General features: G+C 37.3%; 27 protein-coding genes. 17 read left to right on the top strand and 10 right to left on the bottom strand.

Going from position 1 to position 23,562, the window contains the following annotated elements; genetic code table 11:
* Positions 1-20: 20 nt before the first annotated feature.
* The 5 genes from E4Z98_RS10170 to E4Z98_RS07910 all read right to left on the bottom strand — a co-directional run bounded on the left by E4Z98_RS10170 (position 21) and on the right by E4Z98_RS07910 (position 2,209).
* Positions 21-728, bottom strand: coding sequence for a glycoside hydrolase family protein (locus E4Z98_RS10170; RefSeq protein WP_135253371.1), 708 nt, complete (start codon positions 726-728; stop codon positions 21-23).
* On the bottom strand, positions 721-1,104 hold the full coding sequence (locus E4Z98_RS07925; RefSeq protein ID WP_135253372.1) for a phage holin family protein: 384 nt from the start codon (positions 1,102-1,104) through the stop codon (positions 721-723). The genes E4Z98_RS10170 and E4Z98_RS07925 overlap by 8 nt, the downstream gene beginning before the upstream one ends.
* 65 nt (positions 1,105-1,169) lie before the next feature.
* Complete coding sequence (locus E4Z98_RS07920; protein WP_135253373.1) at positions 1,170-1,382, bottom strand: DUF2922 domain-containing protein; 213 nt, start codon at positions 1,380-1,382, stop codon at positions 1,170-1,172.
* A gap of 19 nt (positions 1,383-1,401) precedes the next feature.
* The gene (locus tag E4Z98_RS07915) at positions 1,402-1,608 is read right to left on the bottom strand and encodes a DUF1659 domain-containing protein (protein ID WP_135253374.1); all 207 of its coding nucleotides are present in this window, start codon (positions 1,606-1,608) and stop codon (positions 1,402-1,404) included.
* Positions 1,609-1,687: 79 nt separating this feature from the next.
* On the bottom strand, positions 1,688-2,209 hold the full coding sequence (locus E4Z98_RS07910) for a sigma-70 family RNA polymerase sigma factor (protein ID WP_135253375.1): 522 nt from the start codon (positions 2,207-2,209) through the stop codon (positions 1,688-1,690).
* 232 nt (positions 2,210-2,441) lie between these two features.
* Here E4Z98_RS07910 and E4Z98_RS07905 point away from each other — a divergent pair, with 232 nt between their 5' ends.
* From E4Z98_RS07905 to ntdP, 5 genes are all read left to right on the top strand, one after another.
* A complete protein-coding gene (locus E4Z98_RS07905) occupies positions 2,442-3,230 on the top strand; it encodes a hypothetical protein (protein WP_135253376.1) in 789 nt (262 codons plus the stop codon).
* Positions 3,231-3,295: 65 nt separating this feature from the next.
* Positions 3,296-4,093 carry a recombination regulator RecX gene (gene recX / locus E4Z98_RS07900; RefSeq protein ID WP_135253377.1) on the top strand — a complete coding sequence of 266 codons (798 nt, stop codon included), beginning with the start codon at positions 3,296-3,298 and terminating at the stop codon, positions 4,091-4,093.
* Positions 4,086-5,276, top strand: coding sequence for an A/G-specific adenine glycosylase (gene mutY, locus E4Z98_RS07895; RefSeq protein WP_135253378.1), 1,191 nt, complete (start codon positions 4,086-4,088; stop codon positions 5,274-5,276). The genes recX and mutY overlap by 8 nt, the downstream gene beginning before the upstream one ends.
* Positions 5,277-5,520: 244 nt before the next feature.
* A complete protein-coding gene (locus tag E4Z98_RS07890; protein ID WP_135253379.1) occupies positions 5,521-6,090 on the top strand; it encodes a bactofilin family protein in 570 nt (189 codons plus the stop codon).
* A 182-nt stretch (positions 6,091-6,272) separates the two neighbouring features.
* Positions 6,273-6,806 carry a nucleoside tri-diphosphate phosphatase gene (ntdP, locus tag E4Z98_RS07885; protein ID WP_135253380.1) on the top strand — a complete coding sequence of 178 codons (534 nt, stop codon included), beginning with the start codon at positions 6,273-6,275 and terminating at the stop codon, positions 6,804-6,806.
* Positions 6,807-6,870: 64 nt separating this feature from the next.
* On the opposite strand, the gene E4Z98_RS07880 is transcribed toward ntdP, so the two are convergent.
* On the bottom strand, positions 6,871-8,256 hold the full coding sequence (locus E4Z98_RS07880; RefSeq protein ID WP_135253381.1) for a SulP family inorganic anion transporter: 1,386 nt from the start codon (positions 8,254-8,256) through the stop codon (positions 6,871-6,873).
* Between the two features lie 206 nt (positions 8,257-8,462).
* Here E4Z98_RS07880 and E4Z98_RS07875 point away from each other — a divergent pair, with 206 nt between their 5' ends.
* Both E4Z98_RS07875 and E4Z98_RS07870 read left to right on the top strand, forming a co-directional pair.
* Entirely contained in the window at positions 8,463-9,419 is a 957-nt protein-coding gene (locus tag E4Z98_RS07875) for an NADP-dependent oxidoreductase (RefSeq protein WP_135253382.1), read from the top strand.
* A 17-nt stretch (positions 9,420-9,436) separates the two neighbouring features.
* Positions 9,437-10,156, top strand: coding sequence for an SDR family NAD(P)-dependent oxidoreductase (locus E4Z98_RS07870; RefSeq protein ID WP_135253383.1), 720 nt, complete (start codon positions 9,437-9,439; stop codon positions 10,154-10,156).
* Between the two features lie 40 nt (positions 10,157-10,196).
* Here the strand turns inward: E4Z98_RS07870 and E4Z98_RS07865 are convergent, their stop codons facing one another.
* The 3 genes from E4Z98_RS07865 to E4Z98_RS07855 are packed head-to-tail and all read right to left on the bottom strand — an operon-like array spanning position 10,197 to position 14,201.
* Complete coding sequence (locus E4Z98_RS07865) at positions 10,197-10,715, bottom strand: GNAT family N-acetyltransferase (protein WP_135253384.1); 519 nt, start codon at positions 10,713-10,715, stop codon at positions 10,197-10,199.
* A complete protein-coding gene (locus tag E4Z98_RS07860; RefSeq protein WP_135253385.1) occupies positions 10,715-12,463 on the bottom strand; it encodes an ABC transporter ATP-binding protein in 1,749 nt (582 codons plus the stop codon). The genes E4Z98_RS07865 and E4Z98_RS07860 overlap by 1 nt, the downstream gene beginning before the upstream one ends.
* Positions 12,456-14,201: an ABC transporter ATP-binding protein gene (locus E4Z98_RS07855; RefSeq protein ID WP_135253386.1), complete on the bottom strand. Its 1,746-nt coding sequence runs from the start codon at positions 14,199-14,201 to the stop codon at positions 12,456-12,458. The genes E4Z98_RS07860 and E4Z98_RS07855 overlap by 8 nt, the downstream gene beginning before the upstream one ends.
* 194 nt (positions 14,202-14,395) lie before the next feature.
* Between E4Z98_RS07855 and E4Z98_RS07850 the strand changes: the two genes are divergently transcribed.
* The 10 genes from E4Z98_RS07850 (at position 14,396) to E4Z98_RS07805 (ending at position 22,955) form a co-directional block, all read left to right on the top strand.
* Complete coding sequence (locus E4Z98_RS07850) at positions 14,396-14,983, top strand: 50S ribosomal protein L25/general stress protein Ctc (RefSeq protein ID WP_135253387.1); 588 nt, start codon at positions 14,396-14,398, stop codon at positions 14,981-14,983.
* A gap of 186 nt (positions 14,984-15,169) precedes the next feature.
* The gene (locus E4Z98_RS07845; RefSeq protein WP_135253388.1) at positions 15,170-15,880 is read left to right on the top strand and encodes a CPBP family intramembrane glutamic endopeptidase; all 711 of its coding nucleotides are present in this window, start codon (positions 15,170-15,172) and stop codon (positions 15,878-15,880) included.
* A 32-nt stretch (positions 15,881-15,912) separates the two neighbouring features.
* Entirely contained in the window at positions 15,913-16,485 is a 573-nt protein-coding gene (locus E4Z98_RS07840; protein ID WP_135253389.1) for a hypothetical protein, read from the top strand.
* 16 nt (positions 16,486-16,501) lie between these two features.
* Entirely contained in the window at positions 16,502-16,717 is a 216-nt protein-coding gene (locus E4Z98_RS07835) for a helix-turn-helix domain-containing protein (protein WP_135253390.1), read from the top strand.
* 61 nt (positions 16,718-16,778) lie between these two features.
* On the top strand, positions 16,779-17,588 hold the full coding sequence (locus E4Z98_RS07830) for a pyruvate, water dikinase regulatory protein (RefSeq protein WP_135253391.1): 810 nt from the start codon (positions 16,779-16,781) through the stop codon (positions 17,586-17,588).
* Between the two features lie 491 nt (positions 17,589-18,079).
* On the top strand, positions 18,080-18,835 hold the full coding sequence (locus tag E4Z98_RS07825; protein WP_135253392.1) for a MerR family transcriptional regulator: 756 nt from the start codon (positions 18,080-18,082) through the stop codon (positions 18,833-18,835).
* An 80-nt stretch (positions 18,836-18,915) separates the two neighbouring features.
* Entirely contained in the window at positions 18,916-19,539 is a 624-nt protein-coding gene (locus E4Z98_RS07820) for an MBL fold metallo-hydrolase (protein ID WP_135253393.1), read from the top strand.
* 106 nt (positions 19,540-19,645) lie between these two features.
* Positions 19,646-20,308, top strand: a complete 663-nt coding sequence (locus E4Z98_RS07815) for a hypothetical protein (protein WP_135253394.1) — start codon at positions 19,646-19,648, stop codon at positions 20,306-20,308.
* A 140-nt stretch (positions 20,309-20,448) separates the two neighbouring features.
* On the top strand, positions 20,449-21,786 hold the full coding sequence (locus tag E4Z98_RS07810) for an APC family permease (RefSeq protein ID WP_135253395.1): 1,338 nt from the start codon (positions 20,449-20,451) through the stop codon (positions 21,784-21,786).
* An 89-nt stretch (positions 21,787-21,875) separates the two neighbouring features.
* Complete coding sequence (locus tag E4Z98_RS07805; protein WP_135253396.1) at positions 21,876-22,955, top strand: M24 family metallopeptidase; 1,080 nt, start codon at positions 21,876-21,878, stop codon at positions 22,953-22,955.
* A gap of 158 nt (positions 22,956-23,113) precedes the next feature.
* Here E4Z98_RS07805 and E4Z98_RS07800 read toward each other — a convergent pair whose 3' ends face one another.
* Positions 23,114-23,551, bottom strand: coding sequence for a universal stress protein (locus E4Z98_RS07800; RefSeq protein WP_135253397.1), 438 nt, complete (start codon positions 23,549-23,551; stop codon positions 23,114-23,116).
* Positions 23,552-23,562 lie beyond the last annotated feature (11 nt).

Raw genomic sequence — 23,562 nt, 5'->3', positions numbered from 1 at the left:
AATTAATGCTTTGGTGGCGGTTAGCTGAAGCTCCCCCAATAGCTGATTCGTTTATTGTTTTTACTTTGTCCGCTAGCAAGGTAGCCATAGCCGTTATCTCGTGGTTGGCGAAGCCAGACGTGGCCGTTGGCTTCGATTAGGTAGGCATCGTATTTGATGGCTTGTTTGGGTTGTAAGGTGGCGATAATACTGGCGTTGGTGTTTGCTTGTGTGCGTAAGTTGATGGCTGTATTGAGTGTGAAGGTGCCGGTTTCCTTGCGCCAGTTGCTAGTGGTTAGGTTCTTCATGAAGAGTTGGATTTCGGCTTGTCGGCGGTTAACGAGTCCTTGTAAGACGACATTGCCGGCGTGGACGTAGCGGGACATTTGGTTAGTTGTTTCTAGCCAATCTTGACGGTTGATGGCTTGAAGGAGTGCGGCATCTTTAATGATATTAGGGCCCAAGTTGAAGCAGAAGCTTGCGAGTGCGTCGAATTGGTGCTGGGTTAAGGGTGCGGTAACGACTTGTTTGAGTACTTGGGTGTGTGTGTGAATATCGGTTTGTAGTAGTTGTTCAGATTGTTTGGCGGTAATGGTTAAGCCGGCTTTGATTGGTTGGCCGTTGACGGGTCCAGTATGTCCGACACCAATCGTCCAGACACCAGCGGGATCCCGGTAAGCTTGTAGGCGTTCGCCTTCCCATTGTTTGATGAATTGATAGCCTTCTGTTGAGAGTTGGTAATTAGTCATTGGATTCGTCCTCCTGTAGTTTAAGTAAGTGTTTAATCGCTTCTTTTAATTTAATCGGGATTAAGACGTGTAGATGTGTGGCGTTTTCTAATGTTTGGATGGCTTCGTGTGCGATATAGAAACAAATCGTCGTATTTCTTAGTAAGTCGTTTTTTCCTAATAAGTAATCAATGCCATGTGCTAGTGAAATAATCACGAAGATGGTGATTTTTTGTAGGAGAATGTTTTTTGCCTGCTTGATTGAGAAAGTCTGGGCTTCTAGCTGACTAACAAAGCAGGTGAACAAGTGTTGAAGCATGAAGCCTGATAAGAGAAGCAGGTAATCAAGCGAGTGTCCAAAGATTAGGTGTAAAAAATTTAGTGAGCATTCTAGCATGAGCTCATCTCCTTTAAGATGAAAGAAAAGCGCTGCGATGATCTCACAGCGCTTCTTAGCGGGGATTAAAAAATTTCAGTGACAGTTGTTTCGATGTAATTAGCGCTTTGAGGGATTTCGTATTGTAAGATGCCGCCTTTACTAATTAATTTTAGTTCAGCAATGGTCGCCATGGCTTCTTGGATTTCTTCGGCTGTTAAGTTTTGATGACAATTAGCGTATGTTAGGGTAGAGATTGTTTCCTCAGCGTTTGTAAAGTTCATTCTTAATTTTTTCATGGTTTATCTTCCTTTCTTTTTAACCGATAACACGGCTTTTTGAGATAATGACACTTGAATTTAAGGTCTGTTGTTCAGGTGATAATTTTGCCATTGTTTGGCCAAAGGTAATGATGTCTTCTTCGGTTGGTGATTCGATTAAGTTTTTGAAGCTGACTTTTTGTGATTTTTCCTCTCCTTCAACATCAAAGTAAACATCTAACGTAGAACTTTCCCATTTTTTCATGATTCATCTTCCTTTCGTGGTTGTTTTTGTTAAGCGACGTCTGCTTACATTTATAAGAACGTTTGAGTAGAGAAATGTGTCAAGTGGTTTGCCAATTATTTAAATGTTGTTGTAATTGTTTGCGCCACGTATAGAGTGTTTGTCTTGAGACGTTAAGGTTTTTAGCGATTTCGGTAATGGTTAGTTGGTAATCAACGGTGGCAATCAAGTAAGTTCGTAAATGTGGTGGTAATTGTTGCCATTCATGAGTTAAGAGATATTCAACAGAGGGAATCTCTGGACGGCTAGGTAAATCCGTCACTTCCGTCATCTCTTCGATAGGATTGTAGATATCTACATGGCCAGCGTATTGATTATCTCGTCTTAATAAGTCAATTATGCGCCAACGAATGCGTTGGTAGAGATAGCCACCTAATTGGTAACGTTCTTGCTCTGTTTGCGGTAAGTCATCGGTCTGTACGAGTAATTCCCACAATAAGAGGCGAGAGGTTTGGACGAGATCTTCATAGTGTGGGTGATAGCGGTGAATCGTTAGTGATTTCAAGACACCGTAAATCATCGGTTCGTAGTGGTCAAAATACTCTGTTAGGTGTGTATTCATTTGTCAACATTCCTTTATGCGTGATTCAACCGGTTGTATGGCTAGTATAAAATCTCGTCATAGTTTGTGCGAAAACATAAATCGAAGAAAGTGTGACAAAACAACGAAAAAACCATGAAAACGCTCACTTTTAGATAGAAATATGTTAAACTGTTTGTAAAAAATGAACATTAAATGTTAAATGCTTTGAGGTTAATTTGTTGCAGATCAGATTATTTTAGGAGGCGCTAACATGAAAGGAAATGAACACGTACAAGACTTAGGTTGGTTATTAGTATCTAAAGAGAAATTGACAGCGTTACTCAAAGAAGTGACGAGTCATGATATTTCTTACAAGATTAAACCTGAAACAATGTTGCTGTTAGAATGTTTATTTGAAGGGGAAAATTGTTATTTAGTCATTGAAAACGATGGTAACTGTCACTTGATTCATGAGCCAATTAGTGAATTGAAGGAGCGCGCTCAGGTTCAGAGTTTATTGACGAATAAGCGCGTAGTTGCTTATTGTGCGCATGCAATCGGTGGAAGTAATCGAAGTTTACCTATTATTACGAATAATGTGGTAATGGGACAATTCAAGACGATGCACGATGGCATGTCCGCGTGGATTAATTTGAAGCCTTCATCTAAAGTCGTCTCGTGTCGTTTGGTAGCTAATCAATCGACGAGCCTCATTATTATTAACCAAGACTTGAAGTTCATTATTCCTGTACAGGTGCGCTATGTTGAAGAACGTATTGTGTATAACTTATCTATTTATTCTTATTATCTTCAGCTTATGATGTCATTATTTTATGATGATGATGTGCTTTATAATAAGTTTCAAGAGCAATTATTTATTTTGAATCGTCAGTTCCTTCACCGCTTTCGCATGTCAAATATTGCGTTTATTAAAATGGATTGTCGAGCGTTTAAAGAGCAAATGCTCTGTGAATTCGTGGCAGATATGATTTGTAAACGTAATAAGGACGTGCAAAGAAAAGAGATTTTTGAACTGTTAGGAATGTATCTTGTGTTATAATAGAATGAATAAAAGCAAGAGGGCATCGTGATGTCCTCTAGTTTTTTTGTAAAGAAGGTGTGAAGATGATTACGGTAAAAAATGTCCTAAAAGAAAAAGGACCGGGTTATACGATTAGCTTATCCACAGGTGAATCACTTTTAGTCTCGGAAGATATTCTCGTACGTTATCGCCTGTTGAAAAACCAAGAGATTTCTCCAGAGCTTGTGGAGGAGATTAAGCAAGCAGGGCAACAAGACTTAGGGTATCAAATGAGTTTGAACTATTTAAGTTATCAGTTGCGAACTGAAAAAGAAGTTCGTGATTACTTGAAGGAAAAAGAAATTAATTCGCAGGATATCTCAGCCATCATTGAACGCTTGCAAGAGGTCAAGTTGGTCGATGATCAGATGTATGCGGAGAGTTTTGTCCGGACACAAATGCGTTTGAGTGATAAAGGCCCAACTGTCTTGAAACAAAAACTACGCCAAAAAGGGATTAAGCCAGAAGTAGCCGATGCGGCGCTGATGTTATACACAGTGAGCAAGCAAGAAGAAGTCGCAAGCAAATTAGCCGAAAAAACCATTCGCAAAAACCAAAATAAAACTTTTCAAACGCAACAACAAAAATTACAACAAACCTTAATGACCAAAGGCTTCAGCCAAGAAATTAGCCGATCTGTACTTGCCCAGATTACACTTGAGAAAGATGTCGATCAAGAAGAAGTCTTACTAAATAAAGAAGGCGATAAATTATGGCGTAAGAATGCTCGTTTTGAACCATTTGATCGTAAACAAAAAACGATGCAGGGCCTAATGCGTAAAGGATTTGATTACGACCTGATTAAACAATTTATCGTTACGAAAGAGCTAGAAGATGAATAAACAACAGATTAAATTTAATGAAGAGATAGAACAATATACGAAGACTTGGACACCGGCAAAAGTTGCGGCATTTCGCTCGGCGTTTTTGACATGGTATGATGAAGAGAAGCGTCTGTTACCATGGCGAGTGAATCAAGAGCCATACAGTGTGTGGGTTTCAGAGATTATGCTACAGCAAACGCAAGTGGCAACGGTAATTCCCTATTATCAACGCTTCATGGAGTGGTTCCCAACAGTTCAAGATTTAGCCGAGGCACCGGAAGATAAGTTGTTGAAGGCTTGGGAAGGCTTAGGCTATTATTCGCGTGTGCGTAATATGCAAGTTGCTGCCAAACAAGTCGTCTCAGAATTCGGCGGTCAGTTTCCCACAACGTCTGAAGGATTGAAACAGTTAAAAGGGATTGGCCCTTATACAGCTGGGGCGATTGCAAGTATTTCGTTCAAAGAGCCAGCACCTGCTGTGGATGGGAACGTGATGCGTGTCTTTAGTCGATTATTTGGCATCGGTGAAGACATTGCCAAGCCATCGACGTTGAAATACTTTGATGCTGTGGTTCGTCATGTGATAGATCCTATTCGCCCGGGTGATATGAATCAAGCGACAATGGATTTAGGTTCAAGTATTTGTACACCAACTAAGCCTAAGTGTGAGGCATGTCCATTACAGTCATTCTGTTTGACTTATCAACAAGGTACACAAGAGAATTATCCTGTGAAACTCAAGAAAATAAAAGTTACCCACAAGTATTATCTAGCATTAGCAAAGGAAAATAATCAAGGGCAGTTCGAGATGATACAACGTCCAAGTGAAGGGTTATTAGCCAATCTGTGGACATTCCCGCTGATAGAAGTATCAAAAGAAGACTACGAGCGCTATCATCAGGAATGGCAAGGAACAGCTGAAGGCGTACTTGCAAGTGAAACGGATAGCTTGTTGAAGACGCTACAAAGAGAGTATCCAGAAGCTGTCTGGCAAAAGCAACCTGTTGGCGAGATAACGCATGTATTTAGTCATCTAAAATGGCATGTGTTAATTGCGTACGGTCGTAAAAATCAGTCATTAATCGCTGAAGAGACAGACAAACACGTGTGGATAACTCCTGAGACGTTTAAAGAACTTGCGGTACCGAAACCACAAGAAAAGATGAATCAATTACTAAAGAAAGCCAACTATATTAATTGAGAATAACCCTATATTAATTGAGAAAATAGGTTTTAAAAAACACATTGAATAGCTGTTTTTGTGAAATAAACAGCCGTTCAATGTGTTTTTTTGTGAAGGGGGTTGTTAGCTATAAGTTGAGTTTTGTGTACATTAATAGGGGATTAAAGTGGTAAAAATAACAAATTATCTTAAAAAGTTTGAATTATATTTCACAATTTGGTATGATGACAATGTAATCAAAAAGAATGGAGTGACTATTATAATGAAATCAATCAAATTAGTAACACTTACAGCATCATTAATGTTAGCAGGTGGCTTTTTAGCTGGATGCACATCAGATCAAGAAAAAAATTCAGAATCTACGACTGTTTCAACAGCGGTATCAAGTGAAGCAGAAGTTGTCACATCAGCATCAATCAGTGACTCACCAGAAGTTATTGCGAAAGCTTTATCAGCTGATGGTAACTGGATTGTAGCAGCAACTAAAGACTTAACGTTTGAATCAGATTTAGTAGTTGATGGCGAGTTCCATAATAAAGGTGACGAAGCTTCAGATATCTACCGTAAATTAGCTTTATATACACAAGATGATAACCATACTGTCACAGGTGAGTTCACCTTAACAGCACCAAAAATGGTAATCAACTCAGAAAACTTCAATATTGTGAACGGAACAGTTAAAGGCGACATCGAAGTGAACGCTAACGGTTTTGTGTTAAACGGTGCAAACGTTGAAGGAAATATTACATTCTCTAAAGCAGAATATAAAGAATCAGCTGATTTAGCAATGGAAGGCGCATCAGTTTCTGGTGACGTGACAGTAGCTGAATAATTGATTTTTAGGTAAACATTCATTTTTCGTCGTATTTGATGAAGAATGAATGTTTTTTTGAAGATAAAATGATATTCTATTAGAATTATTTTACGGTATGACTAAAAGGTATGATATAATATTTACGATACCGGTGTAAATGCACACCCTAACCATTTAATGGAGAAAGTAGGGGCGAAATGATGAGTGTTCCTAAAGAAGGAGAATACATAACCATTCAAAGCTACAAACACGACGGTAATTTACATAGAACATGGCGTGATACCATGGTACTAAAGACAAGCGAGCATTCATTAATCGGTGTGAACGATCATACACTTGTCACCGAATCTGATGGCAGACGTTGGGTCACTCGTGAACCAGCAATTGTTTATTTCCATGAGAAGTTTTGGTTTAATGTTATCGCCATGATTAGAGAGAATGGCGTGTCGTATTATTGTAATTTAGCGTCTCCTTATGTTTTAGATAAAGAGGCCTTGAAGTACATTGATTACGACTTAGACATTAAGGTGTTTCCAGATGGAGAGAAGCGCTTATTAGACGTTGACGAGTATGAAGAGCATCGTAAACAAATGAATTACCCACCAGAAATTGACTTTATTCTTAAAGAAAATGTCAAAATTCTGGTGGATTGGATCAACAATGAAAAAGGTCCTTTCTCACAAAGTTATGTCGAACTATGGTATGATCGCTATCGTCAATTGTCGTGTAAATAGTTAAATACCCACAGCTATGTGGATAAATAAAAAACCATTCTCATATGAGAATGGTTTTTTATTATTATTTGGAAGAGTGTGTAATGATACTTACTGCGTCTTGTTTCATTTTTTTTGAGAGTCTTTCAACGGTTTTGTTTGAAGCATCGTCCAAAATGATTAGCTCGCTTAAATCAATCGTTGTGTTGTTAGTTAAAGGTAACTGGTCGATGTAATTGGTTAAATCACTTCGAGAGGCGAAGAATAGTGGGCCTTTAATGGTATGTGTTTGCTCGTTTGTTTCAAATGTTAAGGTTTTAAGTTTTAGTTTATAGGCTAGCACACATAGAATAACACCAATAATCATACCGAGTGCTAAATTGTGTGTGTACACGATGATAGCGACGGTTAAAATCAAAATGGCTAGTTCAGCCCAACGTTTGTCTGTGATAAGTTTTAGGCTCTCAAAATCAAAGGTATCATAGGCTACGACCATCATAATGCCGATGAGTGCGGCCGTTGGTATTTCAACCATCAGATTTTTTAGGACAAATAAGAATATTAATAAGGTAGAACCTGCGACAAAGGTTGATAAGCGGCTACGTCCACCAGATTTGACATTAATGACAGCTTGTCCAATCATTGCACATCCTGCAGGTCCACCGAATAATCCGACTAAGATATTGGCTAAGCCTTGTGCTTTAACTTCTTGTTTAGGCTGGCTAGGTGAATCAGTCATTTTATCCACAATAGGGATTGTTAAAAGTGATTCTGTTAAGCCAACTAACGTCAAGGCAATTGCAGGTGGAGTGATTATTAAAAATGTTTCCAATGTCAGTGGCACGCCGGGTAAAGCAAGTGATGGTGCAGTGGCACTCATGTCGCCTAAGTCTCCAACTAGTTGCAAGTCTCCTTTAAAGATAAACGAAGCAACTGTCATTAAGATAATAATAATTAGAGCAGGTGGCACGGCAGTTGTGATTCTTGGAATAAGAAACATTAAGCCAACGGTAAGAGCAACCATGATGTACGTGGCCATATTTCGACCAGGTAATTGTTGGACTTGTGACATAAAAATAAGAATCGCTAAGGCATTGACGAAACCGTACATGACGGTTTTGGGAATAAATTGAATTAATTTGTGGATATTGAGATACCCAAGAATTAATTGCAAAAGACCGGTAAGAAGTGTTGCGGCAATCATGTATTGAATGCCATGCTCTTTAATAAGCGGTGCCATGACTAGTGCCATTGAACCTGCAGCGGCAGATACCATAGCCGGACGTCCACCTGTTAGTGTAATGACAAGTAAAGTGACAGCAGAAGCAAACAAAGATGTAAACGGATGAACGCCTGCTAGAATAGAAAAACCAATGACTTCAGGTAAGATAGCAACGGCAGATACTAATCCAGCGAATAGATTATTCTTCCAATTACCAATCCAATCTTCTTTATTTAAATAATGATACATGTAAACCTCCTAAATTTACTGAAAAATATAATGAAAACTCATTTTCTTATCATAACATATTCATTCTGACTTGATAATAACTAAGATCGTTTGACAAGTAGTTGTACTAAAAAAAGCATATTTTTTGTAAAAAACACTCATTAGGTGTACACTTACATTAAGTAAGTTGTTAGAACAACAGAATGAATTAGCAGGAGGAAATAATCATGACTAATATAGAAGGTAACGCAATTGGTTTTGACCATTATGGAAGTGTCGAGGTATTGGAAGAACGATTGGTCAAGGTAGCGATGAGTGATTTACATGATGTGATAATTAAGATTGAACGTGCGGGAATTAATCCTGTTGATACGATGTTTCGTAGTGGTGCCATGAGTGGTGGTCGTCCATTGGATCATTTTTGGATTCCAGGTAGCGAAGTACAAGGTGAGGTTGTGGCAATGAAACAACCAGTTGAAGGTTTAGCTATTGGGGATAAAGTGATTGGGAAACCCGGTCGTGGTGGTTATGCAGAATATGTTGCATTAAGTCACCAAAATGTCTTTAAAATTCCAGAAGGCATGTCTTTAGATGAAGCCGCTGGTTTTTCTGGGACTGCTTCGACGGCTTATTGGGGCTTACATGGTGGTTTTTATGATATTCAACCGAATCAAACAATAGCGGTCATTGGTGCTTCTGGTAGTGTGGGAAGTTACTTAGTCCAATTATTGAAAGCTTTTGATGTGACAATCATCGCAGCAGCAAGTGAAAGAAATCGTGCCTACGTGTTAGGTTTAGGTGCGGATATCTTTATTGATTATTCAGATAGCGAACAAGTGGCTAAATATGCGGGACAAGCAGATTTTGTCATTGATGCGTCATTGTTTAATCGCGGAGAAAAAACTGCGTTAACTTTGGCTAAACAACATGCTACTTATATGGGGATGACGACATTACCAGACCCAAGTTTACGACCAGATGTGAAAAGAGTCTTTTTATCAAGAACGGCTGAAATGACTAATAGTATTGCGATGCCAGCACTATTTAGTTTTTATCAACAATATGGTTTGACGATTAAAAATGGCTATGTTTTACCATTTACTCTTGAGGGTGCTAAAGAAGCACACCAGATGATTGAAGAAAATCGTCAACCAGGAAAAATTATTTTATCTAGAGAGGCTTAATAGAGGGGGAAATTGACATGTATGAAGGAAAAGTAGTTGTAGTAGCAGGTGGTACCGGTGGCGTTGGTGAAGGAATTGCGAAATGGTTTGCTCAAAATGGAGCAACCGTAGTTATTCCTACTAGAAATATTAAAAAAGTAGAACGAGCTCGTGAGTATATTGCGCCTAATAATGAGAAAGTCGTATTTATTGAAGGGAATATCTCAGACGAAGCGGATGCGGTTCGTGTGAGAGATGAAATTATTGCAACCTTTGGCAAAATTGATGGCATGGTGTCTTCATTATTTGGCTGGTGGCAAGGTGACAAATTAGTCGATTTATCTTTAGATCATTGGGACTATTTAATTAATAGTAGTTTAACGACTCACTTCATCGTGGGTAAAACATTCATTCCTGCCATTGAACCAGGTGGTAGTTATTCTATGATTGTGGGGCTTTCATCTGTAAGACCTGTGCCACATTCTGGCCCAATTTCAGTTGCAAATGCTGCGGAATTAATGCTACGCCAAGTGTTCTCAGTTGAAGATGAACGTGGTGTCAGAGTCAATGACATTAACTTAGGCCCAATAAATACCCGCACACGTCATCCTATCTATCAAAGCCCAGAATATATTGATGCAGTTGAAGTAGGTCAAATAGCTGGTGAAATTGCCTTTGGTAAAGCAAGTGATTTAACCAATACCTCTTTACCTTTACGTTTAAGAGAAAATTTTGAAGCATGGAAAGCAAGTTTATAAAATATTTGAAAAAAGATGGTTCGAAACATAATATTTCGAATCATCTTTTTAATTTTACAGGATGAATTAGATAGACGTGATAGGGAACAAGCTGGTCATGCTGTGATCTTTCATAATTAAAGGCAAATCGGGCACCACATTTTTGGGCAACTCGTTGAGAAGCGGTATGATGAAGAGCACATTGAATCGCTAATTCGGACAAGTTATATGTAGTAAAAGCTTCAGTAATTAATTGTTTAACTACGATTGTCGCTATTCCTTTTCCTTGAAAAGGTTCATCAATAATATAGGCGACTTCAACATAATCTTGTCCTTGGATTGTGGTACTAATCAATCCTGCTATTCCGATAGGTTCTGATATAGCAGAGCTGACTAAAAAGTAACTAAAACCGTCTTGTTGATAACCTGTTAATATCTTATTTATCCACAGATGAACATCATCTTCGGTAAATATTTTGCCCCAACCAGTCATCATTAAGTTGGGATTTGTTAATAACTTTTTGATAAAAGAATGATCATTGTGGGTTATTTTTCTTAGATTTATGGTTGTTGACGTCATTAAGCTTCCTCCACAAATTGAGCATTGTATAGCTGTTGGTAGTAGCCGTTATCAATGGCTAATAGTTCATCATGTGTACCGATTTCTACTACGCTACCTTGATGCATGACGAGAATACGATCAGCTTCTTTAATAGTTGCTAAGCGATGAGCGATGACAAAACATGTTTTCCCCTTCATTAATTTTAAGAAGGCTTCTTGGATGGCTTGTTCGGTCAATGAATCAACCGAGCTTGTAGCTTCGTCTAGGATGAGCATAGGTTTGTTGGCTAACATAGTTCGCGCAATGGTTAGTAGTTGTCGTTGCCCTTCTGACATACTAATACCGTGATGGCCTATCACCGTGTCTAATTGTTGCGGTAGTAATGAGATGAATCGATCTATTTTTGCTTCTTTAAGTACGTGTTGAATTTCTTCTTCACTAGCTTGAGGTTGTCCTAAAAGCAAGTTATCACGAATTGTGCCGTCAAACAGCCAAGTATCTTGAAGGACCATTCCAAATGATTGACGTAAGCTATCACGTTGGTACGTGTTAATAGGTACGCCGTCTAATTGAATACTACCTTGTTGTGGTTCATAAAAGCGCATTAACAAATTAACTAATGTCGATTTGCCAGCCCCTGTTTGCCCAACAATGGCAATTGTTTCCCCAGGAGCGACCTCTAAATCAAAGGCTTCAATCAATGGTCGCTCGGGTTGATAAGAAAAATAGACTTGTTCAAATGAAATGGCGCCATTTATTTTCGTTGGTACATTAGGTAGTTGTGAATCATCAGGCTCTTCGGTTTGGTTCACTACTTGAAAGACGCGACTTAGTCCCGCAAGTGCTGATTGAACTTGAGGGGTAATACCTGAAAGTTCAATGAAAGGCTTAGTGAACTGAGACGAGTAAATGATAAAACTACTTAATAAACCAACCGTCAATTGTTCTGATCCGTTCAAAATAAAGTAACCACCCACTAATCCTAAAGCAATATATGATAAGTGATCAATGAAGCGTGATAAAGGATTAGTTAGAGAAGAAGCAAATTGAGCTTTTTGTCCAATCACATTAAGTCGTTGATTCTTTTCATTAAAGCTAGCTTGTACCTGTTCTTCATATTGATAAGCTTTAATCACTTTTTGATTGGTCACATGTTCTGTTACGTAGTTAGAGATAGTACCGACTAGTTGTTGTTGTTCGGTAAAGCGTTGTTGGCTTTTTTGTGCAATTATCCAAGTGGTAGCAAACATAAAAGGTGTTGCAAGTAAGATAACAAGAGTTAGAGGAATATTAAGATTGAACATGGTAATTAGTGAAATAATGACAATCGTCATTCCTGAGAAAATATTTGTAAAAATGGCACTTAATGCATCTGCCACTAAGTCTAAGTCATTAGTAAACCGACTTGTAATATCCCCAATTGACTGAGTATCAAAATAATTAATCGGCAAATGATTTAATTTATCAAATGTTTCTTTTCTCAAAGAAGCAACGACTTGATAACTGATATAGTTAGCTAATCGCTGAACTAACCACTGAGTAATAGTAGCGAGTAAGACAGCAAGTGCAAAATAGAGCATGATAGGATAAAGCTGAGAAAAATAGACCTGATCAACGCCAATCATTTGATCAATCGCATGTCCTGTTAAATAAGTCATCCAGACAGACGCACCACCGCCAATTATTCCAAGTAGTAATGTGGCCATGAGATGTTTCCTGTAAGGTTTCAAATAAGTAAGAAACTGTTGAGAGGTTGCATTATTCATAAGACGCTTCCTCCTTTGTCTGTTCTTGTGAGGCCACAATCGCTTGGTAAGTTGCACAGTCGTTCAGTAGTGTCTGATGATTACCTTGTCCAACTATCTGACCGTTATCCATTACAAGAATATGATCGGCTTGTTTAATCGAATGAACACGTTGTGAAATAATGATAAGTGTCGTGTTTGGTAATTGTTGTTTCAAGGCTTGGCGTAATTGCAAGTCTGTTTTATAGTCCAAAGCACTTAACGAATCATCGAGTATTAAAAGAGCAGGTTTGGCAATCAAACCTCGTGCGATAGCAAGTCGTTGTTTTTGTCCACCTGAGAAATTATCGCCTTTTTCACTGACAGGGGCGTCTAGTTGTTCAGGTAATTGTTCAACGAATTCTTTAGCCTGGGCTATATTTAACGCTTCCCACATGTCTTGTTCCGTGGCGTCATTTTTTCCAAACAAAAGATTGCTACGAATCGTTCCGGATAAGAGACTACTTTTTTGAGGGACTAGTCGGATAGGGTGTCTTAGGGTGTCTAAATTAAGTGAAGTGATGTCTTGATTAAACAAGTGAATGTGTCCTTTTTGCCACTCATAAAAGCGAGGTAATAATTGCACCAAACTAGATTTCCCACTACCGGTTGCACCGATAATCCCAAGTGTTTGATTTACGTTAGCTTTGAATGTGATATCCGTTAACGTCCAACCATTCTGATTAGGATATTGAAAGGATAGCTGATCTACTGATAATACAACTGGTTGATGTGTGTCGATGATCGTCTCATGTGTCCTTTTACCAAGTTCTTCTTCAATTGGTAAATCTAGGATATCCGTCACGCGATTAGCTGATGTAGCGGCCTTGGTAAAAATTACGACCAGATTAGACACAACGATTAAGGCTAATAACATTTGCATTAAATAATTGACTAATGCGACAACTTCTCCTTGTTGTAAATTCCCAATATTGACTTCTTTGCCACTAAAATAAAGTAACAATAGAATGGCAATGTTCATAATGAAGGTTGTTAGTGGGTTAAGAAGGGTTGAAATTTTAATGGCAGATAAACTTGTAGCCGCAAGTTCATCACTATTAGTAGCGACACGTTTGGTTTGATTGCTTTGTTGAGCAAAAGCTCTGATGACACGAATACCCATTAAATTTTCTTGTAGCGTACGGTTAAGCTCATCGGTTTTTGCTTGGGCTTTTTTATATAAAGGAATAGTTTTCTTCATTAATACAAGTAGTAGGAGGAAGAAAATAGGTAACGTGACTAAGAAAATCAGAGCTGTTTTTGGATGAATGTAAAAAGCCATAATAACAGAACCAATACTTAAAAAGGGTGCTCTAATAACAAGTCGAATGAGCATGGCTAACGCATTTTGAAGTTGGTTAATGTCATTAGTCATTCGAGTGACTAAGGTGTCAGCACCGTAGTCGTCGAGTTGTTTATAGGAGAATTGATTGATTTTTTTGTAGAGTGCTTCGCGTAGCTCTGTTCCGAATCCTTGTGAAGCAACAGATGCGTAGTATTGACAAATCATCACACAGGCTAGGCCGGCTAGTGTCATTATGAGCATGATAAAGGCATAGTGGTACACCTCAGTTAAGTTGTTTGATCGAATCCCTTGGTCAATTAATTTAGCCATGAAAAGAGGTAATAGTAATTCAGAAACGGCTTCTAATAATTTGAAAAAAGGTCCGAGAATAAGTTCTTTTTTATATTGTTTGACGAATGGCAATAAGGTCCTCATATTGTCCCCCTTGAGTTGTTTTATACTGTCTATTCTACTTTAATCACCGGATGATTGAAAGTTTAACCCGTCAAGATTGTACGTAAATTGTATGCAAAAGGGGTATTATTTGACTATTGAAGGCGCTTGTCGTACCATTAATGATGTAGGAATGTTTATAAAAAGGTGTTTAAGCACCGAATGGAGGAATAGTTATGGAAGCATTATTAAAAGTTGAAGAAAGAGCTTTACGTCCACGTTCGATTAAAAGAAGTATTCGTTTGGAAGGCGCTATTCCAGCTGTTGTTTATGGTAAGATGATGGAGAGTGAAGCGATAAGTGTTGATGGTAAAGACTTCATTAAATTAGTACGAGACAATGGTATTAATGCCGTTTACTATTTAGAAATTGATGGTAAAAAAATACCAACGCTAATCCGTGGTGTTCAAAAAGATACCTTTACGCAAACGATTTATCATATTGAATTTTTAGCTGTTGATATGAAAGAAGCGCAAGAAGTTGAAGCTGAAATTGTATTAGTAGGGACACCTGAAGGCGTTAAAAAAGGTGGCGTGTTAACACAAGACTTATTTACTGTTCGTGTTTCTGCAATGCCAGATAAATTACCAGATACGATTGAAGTTGATGTTTCTAATTTAGAAATTGGTCAAAGTATCGTGTTGAGTGATTTAGCCATTAAAGGTGAATTTGACTTATTAGGTGATTTGGAAGACCAAATTGCTTCAGTAAGCGAAGCACGTGTTGAAGAAGAAATTGACGCTGAAGAAGCTGTAACTGAATAAAGATTATCTATCACAACTAGCTATAGAATCGCTATTAGTTGAGCGTATTTCTATAGCTTTTTTCATTGTATAGAAGAATCCAATAGGAAAATCGCTATTGTTTTTCGGTAATTGAAATTGACAATTATTAGAAATCAAAGTAAGATTACGGTAATTTAAAGTCCGTTTTTTAAAGGAGTGTTAGTAATGAGCGTTAAGCAGATAGGATATGGGATTCTTCATTATATTAAAAGTGTTTTCTTTATAGGCTTGTTCTTTATTGTCATGACGATAGCTGAAATTCCAATTATTTTGGCTGAGGGAGATGTAGATTTCCCAGCAGTTATGACGGATTATCAAGCGTTTCAAGCGATGGTTGTTATGACGATTTTAGTGGCATTATTTTTTGTTATTCGTTATCGCAAACAGCTAGAGCAGCATAACCCCAATCAGTTTGGCCAATCTGTTGTAAGCAAAAAGAAAAAAATAATAGTGACACTGGTTATGTTGGTTGCTTATTTTGTTTTAGATTATGTTATTCAGGGATTGTTTCCAATGAATGATTCACCTGAGAATCAACAATTAATTGAAGAAAGTTTTAGAGCCATTCCTCTTACGATTTCCTTAATGACCTGTGTGTTTGCACCCATTACAGAAGAATATATTTTTAGAGGTTTTTTCTTTAATTATTTTTTTAATGTGAAAAATAACTACATGAATGTTTTAGCCGTCTTTTTTTCGGGGCTTGTTTTTGGGTTATTGCATGAAGCGTCGTTCACCCCGGCGTTGCTAGTCTATGCTAGTTCAGGATGGGTATTAGGTGCAACGTATATGTGTACAAAAGACTTGCGTTGTTCTATGTTTATTCATTTTATAGGGAATACCTTAGCAACGGTGATGATGTTAGCAACACATTAATCACGTAACCAAAAAGAAAGAGGAACAACTGGATGAAAGAAGTTAGTTTAAAAATTGTGGATAAACTATTAATCGGAATAAAATGGTTACTTATCATATTGCTCGTGTTAGTTGTATGTGAGTTGTTTTATGGTTTTATTCGACCGGCTAACAGTATGGTGTTAGACGCCTCATTTATCAAGACGCTTTACAGCTATAAGTATGGTTGGTCCATTACGCCCGAACAAATTGCAGAGTTTCCTGTTGCGGCGTATAATCGACTGACTACAATTGAGCTAGTGATTTTACTTCCTTTAATTATTATGACCATCCATAATATTCGACTGGCTATCCATTCAACACTACAAGGGAGATTATTTACTCAAATCAATGTGAAGAGGTTTAAAAGTATTTTGATTTTGTCTATTCTCTCTTCATTGACTATTATGGTGTTTAATTTTTGTGCAGATCAGTTATTATATCAATATTTTGAAGCCTATAGTGATATGAATAGTAAAATGTCTGAGTGGATAGAGTTTATTATGGAGCCGTGTCTACTATTTATTTTTTATTTGCTTTTTAAAAAAGGCGTTGCACTTCAAGAGGAACATGATTTAACGATATAGTTAGGAGAAATTAAAAATGATTAAAATAAACCTGAACGATCTCATGACAAAATATCATGTATCATCTAGTGAACTAGCAGAAAAAATTGGTATTACCCCGGATAACTTATCTATTTTACAAAACGGAAAAGCAAAAGCGATTCGCTTTTCAACGTTAGAAAAAATTTGTGAAGCATTGGATTGTCAGCCAGGGGATTTGTTGTCATACGAACAGGAAGATAAGCAAGTTTAGAGTCAAATGCTAATCACTTAGGTATAATAATTGCTAAGAATGAATGCAAGGGGTGTTTGTCATGAAAAAAGTATTGGTTTATATTATTTCGGATTCAGTTGGCGAATCTGCCCAAAAAATTGTTTCGGCAGTTGAGGCGCAGTTTTATCAAGAACTCGAGTTAGAAGTGAGACGTTTTGCTTTTGTTACCCACGAAGATGATTTGAAGTTTGTGTTAAGAGGGGCGCTCAAGAGTAAAGCAATTGTTGTTGCCACATTGGTTAACCAAGAACTATTATCATGTGCACATGCTTTTGCTAAACGAACAGGTCTTGGTTTTGTGGATTTAATGTCGCCACTTACACAATTAATTACTAGTCAAACAGGGATAGTCTCAAAAGAAGAGCCTGGTGCTATTTATACACTCCCTGAACGTCAATTATCGAGTGTGACAGCTATTGAATTTGCTGAGAAATATGACGATGGAAAAGATCCCAATGGGTTTGAAAAAGCAGATATTTTAATTTTAGGAGTGTCACGTTCAGCTAAAACACCACTGAGTATGTATTTAGCCGTTAAATCATATAAAGTCGCGAACTTACCGTTGATCCCGGAAGTCGCGTTGCCAGAGCAATTATTCAATGTGCCTAAAGAAAAAATATTTGGTTTGGTAGGTAATCCAGAATCCATTTTGGAAGTGCGTAAAGCTCGGTTAGATTATTTAGGTTTGAATGAAGATAGTAGCTACGCTAATTTGGAGCGAATTGAACAAGAGTTGCGCTATGCACATGAAGTCTTTGAAAAAGTTGGAGCACAACTGATTTCAACCGACAAACGTTCGATTGAAGAAGTAGCAGCGGAGATAGAAGAGAAACTAGGTAGAAGAAGTTGAGGGGACTCAGCTTCTTTTTTTGCAATCTGTCTTATTTTTCAGAGTTGCAATCTCTCAAGCACTTTGTGTAATCCGGCTTTCGGTTGCAACTTCCTCAGCAATATGTCAGGCCTCTCAAAAATATTTGTAATATTTTCGTCGTCCTGCGCTTATTGCTCGGAAGTTAACCGCAACCTCAAGCACTTTGTGTAATTCGGCTTTCATGAGCATCCCCTCGAAAATAATTCTCCCCATTTCAAAAATATGAGAAGCTATTTTTGAATGGTTATCATTATTTTTCGGGGATAAACGCACATTCAAGCACTTTGTGTAATCCGGCTTTTGAACGCAACTCCTCAGAAAAATCTAAATACTCTCAAAAATATTTTTAATATTTTCTTCGTATTTAATGATTTTTATCGGAGCTTAACGCGTTCTCAAGCACTTTGTTCTTTACCTTGACGTTATGTCATAGTTTATTGTTTAATTTGTCAGATAGGAGGTGTGGTTGTATGGAGTATTTGATTAAGGAATTTGCGGAGTTGACGGGGGTGACGGCTAGGGCGTTGCGTCACTATGATGAGATTGGGTTATTGAAGCCTGGTTATGTGAATGAGTCTGGTTACCGAATATACGGACATGCGGAAGTTGAGAGGATGCAACATTTGTTATTTTTGAAAGAGTTAGGGTTACCGCTTAAGGAAATACAGAAGGTTTTGGAGGATCCAAGTTTAGACTATCTAGCATTATTAAAAGAACATCGTGTATCATTGCTAGCAAAAAAAGCGGAGTTAGATGATTTGTTGCGATTGGTGGATGATTTTATTCAAGAAAAAGAAGGAGCGATTGAGATGAGTGATAGGCAAAAATTTGAAGCATTCAAAAAAGAGGTCATAGACCAAGACCAAATTTATGGTCAAGAGGCGCGAGAAAAGTATGGTGAATTGGCAGTTGATTTATCAAAAGAGCAATTATTAAATTTAAGTGAAGCGGACTATCAAACGTGGCAATCCAATGAAGCTGAGTTATTAGTGTTACTAAAAAATAATCAAACACTGTTGATTCCATCAGATGTTGCAAAGACTATTTTTGAGAGACACAAAGCGTGGATTAGTCTTGCGTGGGGCAACTATTCAAAAGAGTCACATGCTGGTTTGGCACAATTGTATACTTTTACGCCTGATTTCATCGAATACTATGATTCAAGAACGTTTGTAGGCGGTACGGAATTACTAAAAGAGATTATTCTACATTATACATCTTACTAGTTTAATCGGTTGGTTCTCTAAGATTTTTGCGTTATAATCAGAGTAATTAGTTGAAAAATTGAATTAAAGGAGTTAATTAAATGATTGAAATTCAAGGTATGACAACTGGACCAGTTGAAGCAAACTGTTACTTTATTTATAATGAACACTCAATGATTATCGTTGATCCAGGTGAAGATGCGGATCGTATCAAAGCAAAAGTAGAGGAGATTGGTCGTCAACCCGTTGCTATTTTATTAACGCATACACACTATGATCATATTGGTGCATTGGAAGAAATACGTCAAACATATGATATTCCAGTATCTGTTCATCCATTGGAACAAGCTTGGCTACAGGATGATAAATTGAACCTATCAGGATTACGTCCAATGGCAAGTATTGTGTGTGAACCAGCAGAAGTTGAATTAGAAGAGCGTTCTTATGAAATCGGTGATATGAAATTTGATGTCTTATACACACCAGGTCATTCTCATGGTGGCGTGAGTTTTGTCTTTCCAGAGGCAGATTTTGTTGTCACAGGAGATGCATTGTTTGCTGGAAGTGTGGGTCGAACTGATTTACCTACAGGTGACAGTGATACGTTATTATCAGGTATTCGAACAAAATTGTTCACTTTGCCAGAGCATTATACTATCTACCCAGGACACCGTGGACCAAGTACGATTGGTTTTGAGCAAGCACATAATCCGTTTTTTAATTAAGACTTGAAACCTTTAGCTAATAACGCTAGAGGTTTTTTTGTTTCTTTTGTTCATTAATCATCCTATAATTTTATTATCAGTACAAAGGGAAAAGAGGTGGCAATTGATGGATGTTCAGATGTGGTTAGATGGTGAGGTTTTTGTTAAACAACAATTGGCTTGGCTGGTTTTGTTGATGTTGTGTTTTTTATTTGTGATTATTTTTTGCTTGCTATACTTTATTAAAAGTCATCCTAAACAAGCTAAACAAACCATTAGTAGTTGTTTAGTAGTAATGTTATCTTTGAGTGTTTATATAATGGTCAAAGTAAAAAGGTATCATTTTTACCTCGATAATATAGAAAAAATTCCTTATGTCACACAAAAATTTGAAAAGAGTTTACTAGTAGGTGATAAAAATCATGAGATGACCAAAATAACGCCAAAAATAAAACACATTGAGGCGCTTAATTCGTTTGTTCTGTATGAGAGAGAAGAAGTGGTTGTGAGGGATCATTTAGACTATTTAGGAAAAAATGATCCCGTTTGCTATATTAAATTTTATCATACGGTTTATAATGTCTCATTAGATTCAGCGTTGCTTCACTTTGATGAAGGGGTAGAAGAACCAGAAATTTTTGCGTATACTTATGTATTAAAAGATAAGGCATTTACCAAAGCGGGTTTTTACCCTAATATTGGTCCAATTTATTATCAGTTGAACATCCCTGCCTCACAAAAAGAGTTAATATATGAGAATTCAGGTAAGACATCTCAATTGAAATGGTAAGTATCACTTGTGTTATATTTACCGAAGTTTGTTTATGATTAAAGTTGAGGATTAAAGGTATGTTTTTTTCATGAAAGATACTGTTTCGCCATCTAATATGTGTTATAATTTCACCTATCTATAAAATTAGGAGACAGGTCATGGAGAAAGAAAATCAACATCAGTATGGTCTAATGACTGCAATTACGATGATTGTGGGAATTTGTATTGGATCAGGAATATTTTTTAAAGCCGATGATATCTTACGTTATACAGGTGGAAGCGTGACATTAGGTGTCGTCGTATTGTGTTTGGGAGCTTTTAGTATTATTTTTGGAAGCTTGAGTTTGTCTGAATTAGCCATTAGAACAAATCGTAGTGGTGGAATGGTGGCTTACTATGAAGAATTTGTTTCGAGTCATGTTGCAAGTGCGTTTGGTTGGTTTCAAACCTTTTTATATGTGCCAACTATTACAGTCGTTGTGTCTTGGGTAGCAGGTGTTTATACACTTATTATGCTTGGTATCGATGCTAGTTTAGAAAAGGAAGTTTTAGTAGGGACGTTGTACTTAGTTGTTATTTTTGGAATGAATTATTGGTCATCTAAAATCGGTGGGAAATTTCAGGAGTTAACGACGTTTGTTAAACTAATTCCATTAATTGGGATTGCAATTCTTGGGTTATTTTGGCGTCCAGATGTAGTTGCACAAACAGCTGTGGAAGTGAAATCAGTGGGAGGTTTTGCGTGGCTAGCCGCACTGGCTCCGGTAGCCTTTTCTTATGATGGATGGAATATCACGACGACTATTAGTCATGAAGTAAAAGATTCAAAACGTAATATGCCTCTTGCACTATTAATTGGGCCACTCATTGTGTTAACGGCGTATGTCTTATATTTTGTTGGATTAAATAACATTCTAGGATCGGATTATATTTTATCTGTGGGAGATCAAGCTATTTATCAAGTAGGACAAGCGTTACTTGGTAAGACAGGAGCGGTATTAATTACACTATTTGTTGTGATATCGGTTGTAGGAGTGATTAATGGTTTGACTATGGGAAATATTCGAATGCCTCAAGCGCTAGCTAGTAAAAACATGATGCCAGGGTCAAAAAAAATTGCTCAAATCGATCCAAAGAAAAAGTTATCTAAAGCATCCTTTGTATTATCGCTTATATTGGCGTTGGTATGGATGTTGATTCATTACGTGACGCAAAAGCTAAATTTACTCCCTGGTAGTGATATTAGTGAAATTGCAATCGTATTTGGCTATGTATGTTACCCAGTACTTTATCTTCAGGTTATCCGTATGTATCTAGCTAAAGAAATCAAAAGTGTCTTCAAAGGATTAATTTGTCCACTATTTGGTATTATAGGAAGTATCATGATTATTGTAGGTGGTGTGATTACCAACCCCGTTTATGTGCCTATTTTTATTGTTTTTTGTTTCCTATTTTGTTTAGCGGGTTATGTTTACTATAAAAAAACAAGTATATAATTTATATAAAAGGATTGTGCGATTTTGACACAGTCCTTTTCTTTTTGTGATAAAATTAAGGGACGGATTTAGAAAGGGAGGAAAGAATAATGAAACAAGAACGTTTATCAAATGTCTTAGAATTGATGAAGGAACGACAGGTTAGTCAAATCATTGTAAGTGATCCTGCAGCTATTTTTTATTTAACATCTGAATGGATTCACGCTGGGGAGCGTTTATTGGCATTGATCATTCGTGAAGATGGTAAGCATGCTTTAATTGTGAACAAAATGTTCCAAATCAAACGTGCGTTAGGGATTGAGATTGTCTATATTGATGATGTAGATAATGGCATTGAAATAGTGGCTAGTCATTTAGAAAATGGAAAAATTGGGGTCGATAAAATATGGCCTGCCAAGTTCTTATTAGCATTAATGCAACAAACAGGAAAAGAAGTGAGTGAGTTTGTGTTAGGCTCTGAAATTATGGATGATGTTCGTGCTCATAAGACAGAAGAGGAAAAAGAATTGATGCGTGCAGCTTCTCGTGACAACGACGAAGCAGTAGGACGATTAATTAACTTATTACCAGAAGAGTTGACAGAGTTAGAAATGACTGAAAAATTAGCCGAAATATACAAAGAATTAGGCAATTCTGGCATGGCCTTTGAACCGATTGTTGCGTATGGTGCAAATGGAGCGGATCCTCATCATGAAACGAATGAAGATCGCGTTAAGCCAGGGGATGCTGTGATTATTGATATCGGTGGTGTAAAAGATAACTACTGTTCAGATATGACACGTACTGTCTTTTATAAAGAAGTCTCTGATCGTCATCGTGACATTTATGAGATTGTATTAGAAGCAAATAAACGTGCAATTGAAATGGTCAAACCAGGCGTGAAATTTAGTGAAATTGATGCTGCAGCGCGTGATTATATTACCGAAAAAGGTTATGGTGAGTACTTTACTCATCGTACAGGTCATTTTATTGGTATCGAGTGTCATGAAGCAGGAGATGTTTCAGCCGCTAACGATCGTGTAGTAGAACCAGGCAACATCTTTTCAATCGAACCAGGTATCTACATTCAAGGCGATATCGGTGTCCGCATTGAAGATTTAATTATTGCCACAGAAGATGGCTATGAGAATCTAAATCATTATAATAAGGAATTGATAATAGTAGGATAAAGCAATTGAAGCCACGTCAAGCTTTTGAGTAATTTTCGTCATCGTGCCATATTACCAAAAAAGCTTCAAGTGTGTTCTATGTTATAGGCTAAAAATAATGAAAAAAGCATCTTGCCAAATATCATATTTGGCAAGATGCTTTTTATTTTGTATAAAGGCTAATCGATTGTCACCACATCACAAGTGGCATGTTTAGTTAAATAATTGCTTAAGGAACCAAGGAACATTTTTTCAAACATTTTTGAATTAGTGCTGCCTAGTAAGACTAAATCAATGTGGTGTTCTTCAATTAAGTTGTAGGCTAAAACTTTTTTTGGAATTCCGTATCGTAAGATAGTCGTTACTTGTGACACACCTGCTTTGCTTGCTTGAATCGCATACTCAGAAAGTGTTTGATTGGCCATTGCACTAGCAATTTGCTCGGTTTCTTCATCATAAGAAGAAATACTTTGAAAGGCCCTTGTATCAATGATATGGGCAATAAATAATTCAGCATTGAATTTTTTTGCCATATCGATTCCTTGTTTCAAAGCTTTTTCAGCTGAATCTGTGCCATCTACTGCGACTAAAATACGTTTATACTGATTACCATCCACTTGTCATCACC

Origin of the sequence: Vagococcus xieshaowenii (assembly GCF_004792515.1) — a bacterium.
GTDB lineage: Bacteria > Bacillota > Bacilli > Lactobacillales > Vagococcaceae > Vagococcus_A > Vagococcus_A xieshaowenii.
Note: the sequence above shows the minus strand (reverse complement) of the source record. Positions and strands in the feature narration are given on the sequence as shown.

Coding starts and splice junctions, on each gene's coding strand:
- E4Z98_RS10170 (WP_135253371.1), bottom strand. CDS start 728: ATGACTAATTACCAACTCTCAACAGAAGGCTATCAATTCATCAAACAA.
- E4Z98_RS07925 (WP_135253372.1), bottom strand. CDS start 1,104: ATGCTAGAATGCTCACTAAATTTTTTACACCTAATCTTTGGACACTCG.
- E4Z98_RS07920 (WP_135253373.1), bottom strand. CDS start 1,382: ATGAAAAAATTAAGAATGAACTTTACAAACGCTGAGGAAACAATCTCT.
- E4Z98_RS07915 (WP_135253374.1), bottom strand. CDS start 1,608: ATGAAAAAATGGGAAAGTTCTACGTTAGATGTTTACTTTGATGTTGAA.
- E4Z98_RS07910 (WP_135253375.1), bottom strand. CDS start 2,209: ATGAATACACACCTAACAGAGTATTTTGACCACTACGAACCGATGATT.
- E4Z98_RS07905 (WP_135253376.1), top strand. CDS start 2,442: ATGAAAGGAAATGAACACGTACAAGACTTAGGTTGGTTATTAGTATCT.
- recX (WP_135253377.1), top strand. CDS start 3,296: ATGATTACGGTAAAAAATGTCCTAAAAGAAAAAGGACCGGGTTATACG.
- mutY (WP_135253378.1), top strand. CDS start 4,086: ATGAATAAACAACAGATTAAATTTAATGAAGAGATAGAACAATATACG.
- E4Z98_RS07890 (WP_135253379.1), top strand. CDS start 5,521: ATGAAATCAATCAAATTAGTAACACTTACAGCATCATTAATGTTAGCA.
- ntdP (WP_135253380.1), top strand. CDS start 6,273: ATGAGTGTTCCTAAAGAAGGAGAATACATAACCATTCAAAGCTACAAA.
- E4Z98_RS07880 (WP_135253381.1), bottom strand. CDS start 8,256: ATGTATCATTATTTAAATAAAGAAGATTGGATTGGTAATTGGAAGAAT.
- E4Z98_RS07875 (WP_135253382.1), top strand. CDS start 8,463: ATGACTAATATAGAAGGTAACGCAATTGGTTTTGACCATTATGGAAGT.
- E4Z98_RS07870 (WP_135253383.1), top strand. CDS start 9,437: ATGTATGAAGGAAAAGTAGTTGTAGTAGCAGGTGGTACCGGTGGCGTT.
- E4Z98_RS07865 (WP_135253384.1), bottom strand. CDS start 10,715: ATGACGTCAACAACCATAAATCTAAGAAAAATAACCCACAATGATCAT.
- E4Z98_RS07860 (WP_135253385.1), bottom strand. CDS start 12,463: ATGAATAATGCAACCTCTCAACAGTTTCTTACTTATTTGAAACCTTAC.
- E4Z98_RS07855 (WP_135253386.1), bottom strand. CDS start 14,201: ATGAGGACCTTATTGCCATTCGTCAAACAATATAAAAAAGAACTTATT.
- E4Z98_RS07850 (WP_135253387.1), top strand. CDS start 14,396: ATGGAAGCATTATTAAAAGTTGAAGAAAGAGCTTTACGTCCACGTTCG.
- E4Z98_RS07845 (WP_135253388.1), top strand. CDS start 15,170: ATGAGCGTTAAGCAGATAGGATATGGGATTCTTCATTATATTAAAAGT.
- E4Z98_RS07840 (WP_135253389.1), top strand. CDS start 15,913: ATGAAAGAAGTTAGTTTAAAAATTGTGGATAAACTATTAATCGGAATA.
- E4Z98_RS07835 (WP_135253390.1), top strand. CDS start 16,502: ATGATTAAAATAAACCTGAACGATCTCATGACAAAATATCATGTATCA.
- E4Z98_RS07830 (WP_135253391.1), top strand. CDS start 16,779: ATGAAAAAAGTATTGGTTTATATTATTTCGGATTCAGTTGGCGAATCT.
- E4Z98_RS07825 (WP_135253392.1), top strand. CDS start 18,080: ATGGAGTATTTGATTAAGGAATTTGCGGAGTTGACGGGGGTGACGGCT.
- E4Z98_RS07820 (WP_135253393.1), top strand. CDS start 18,916: ATGATTGAAATTCAAGGTATGACAACTGGACCAGTTGAAGCAAACTGT.
- E4Z98_RS07815 (WP_135253394.1), top strand. CDS start 19,646: ATGGATGTTCAGATGTGGTTAGATGGTGAGGTTTTTGTTAAACAACAA.
- E4Z98_RS07810 (WP_135253395.1), top strand. CDS start 20,449: ATGGAGAAAGAAAATCAACATCAGTATGGTCTAATGACTGCAATTACG.
- E4Z98_RS07805 (WP_135253396.1), top strand. CDS start 21,876: ATGAAACAAGAACGTTTATCAAATGTCTTAGAATTGATGAAGGAACGA.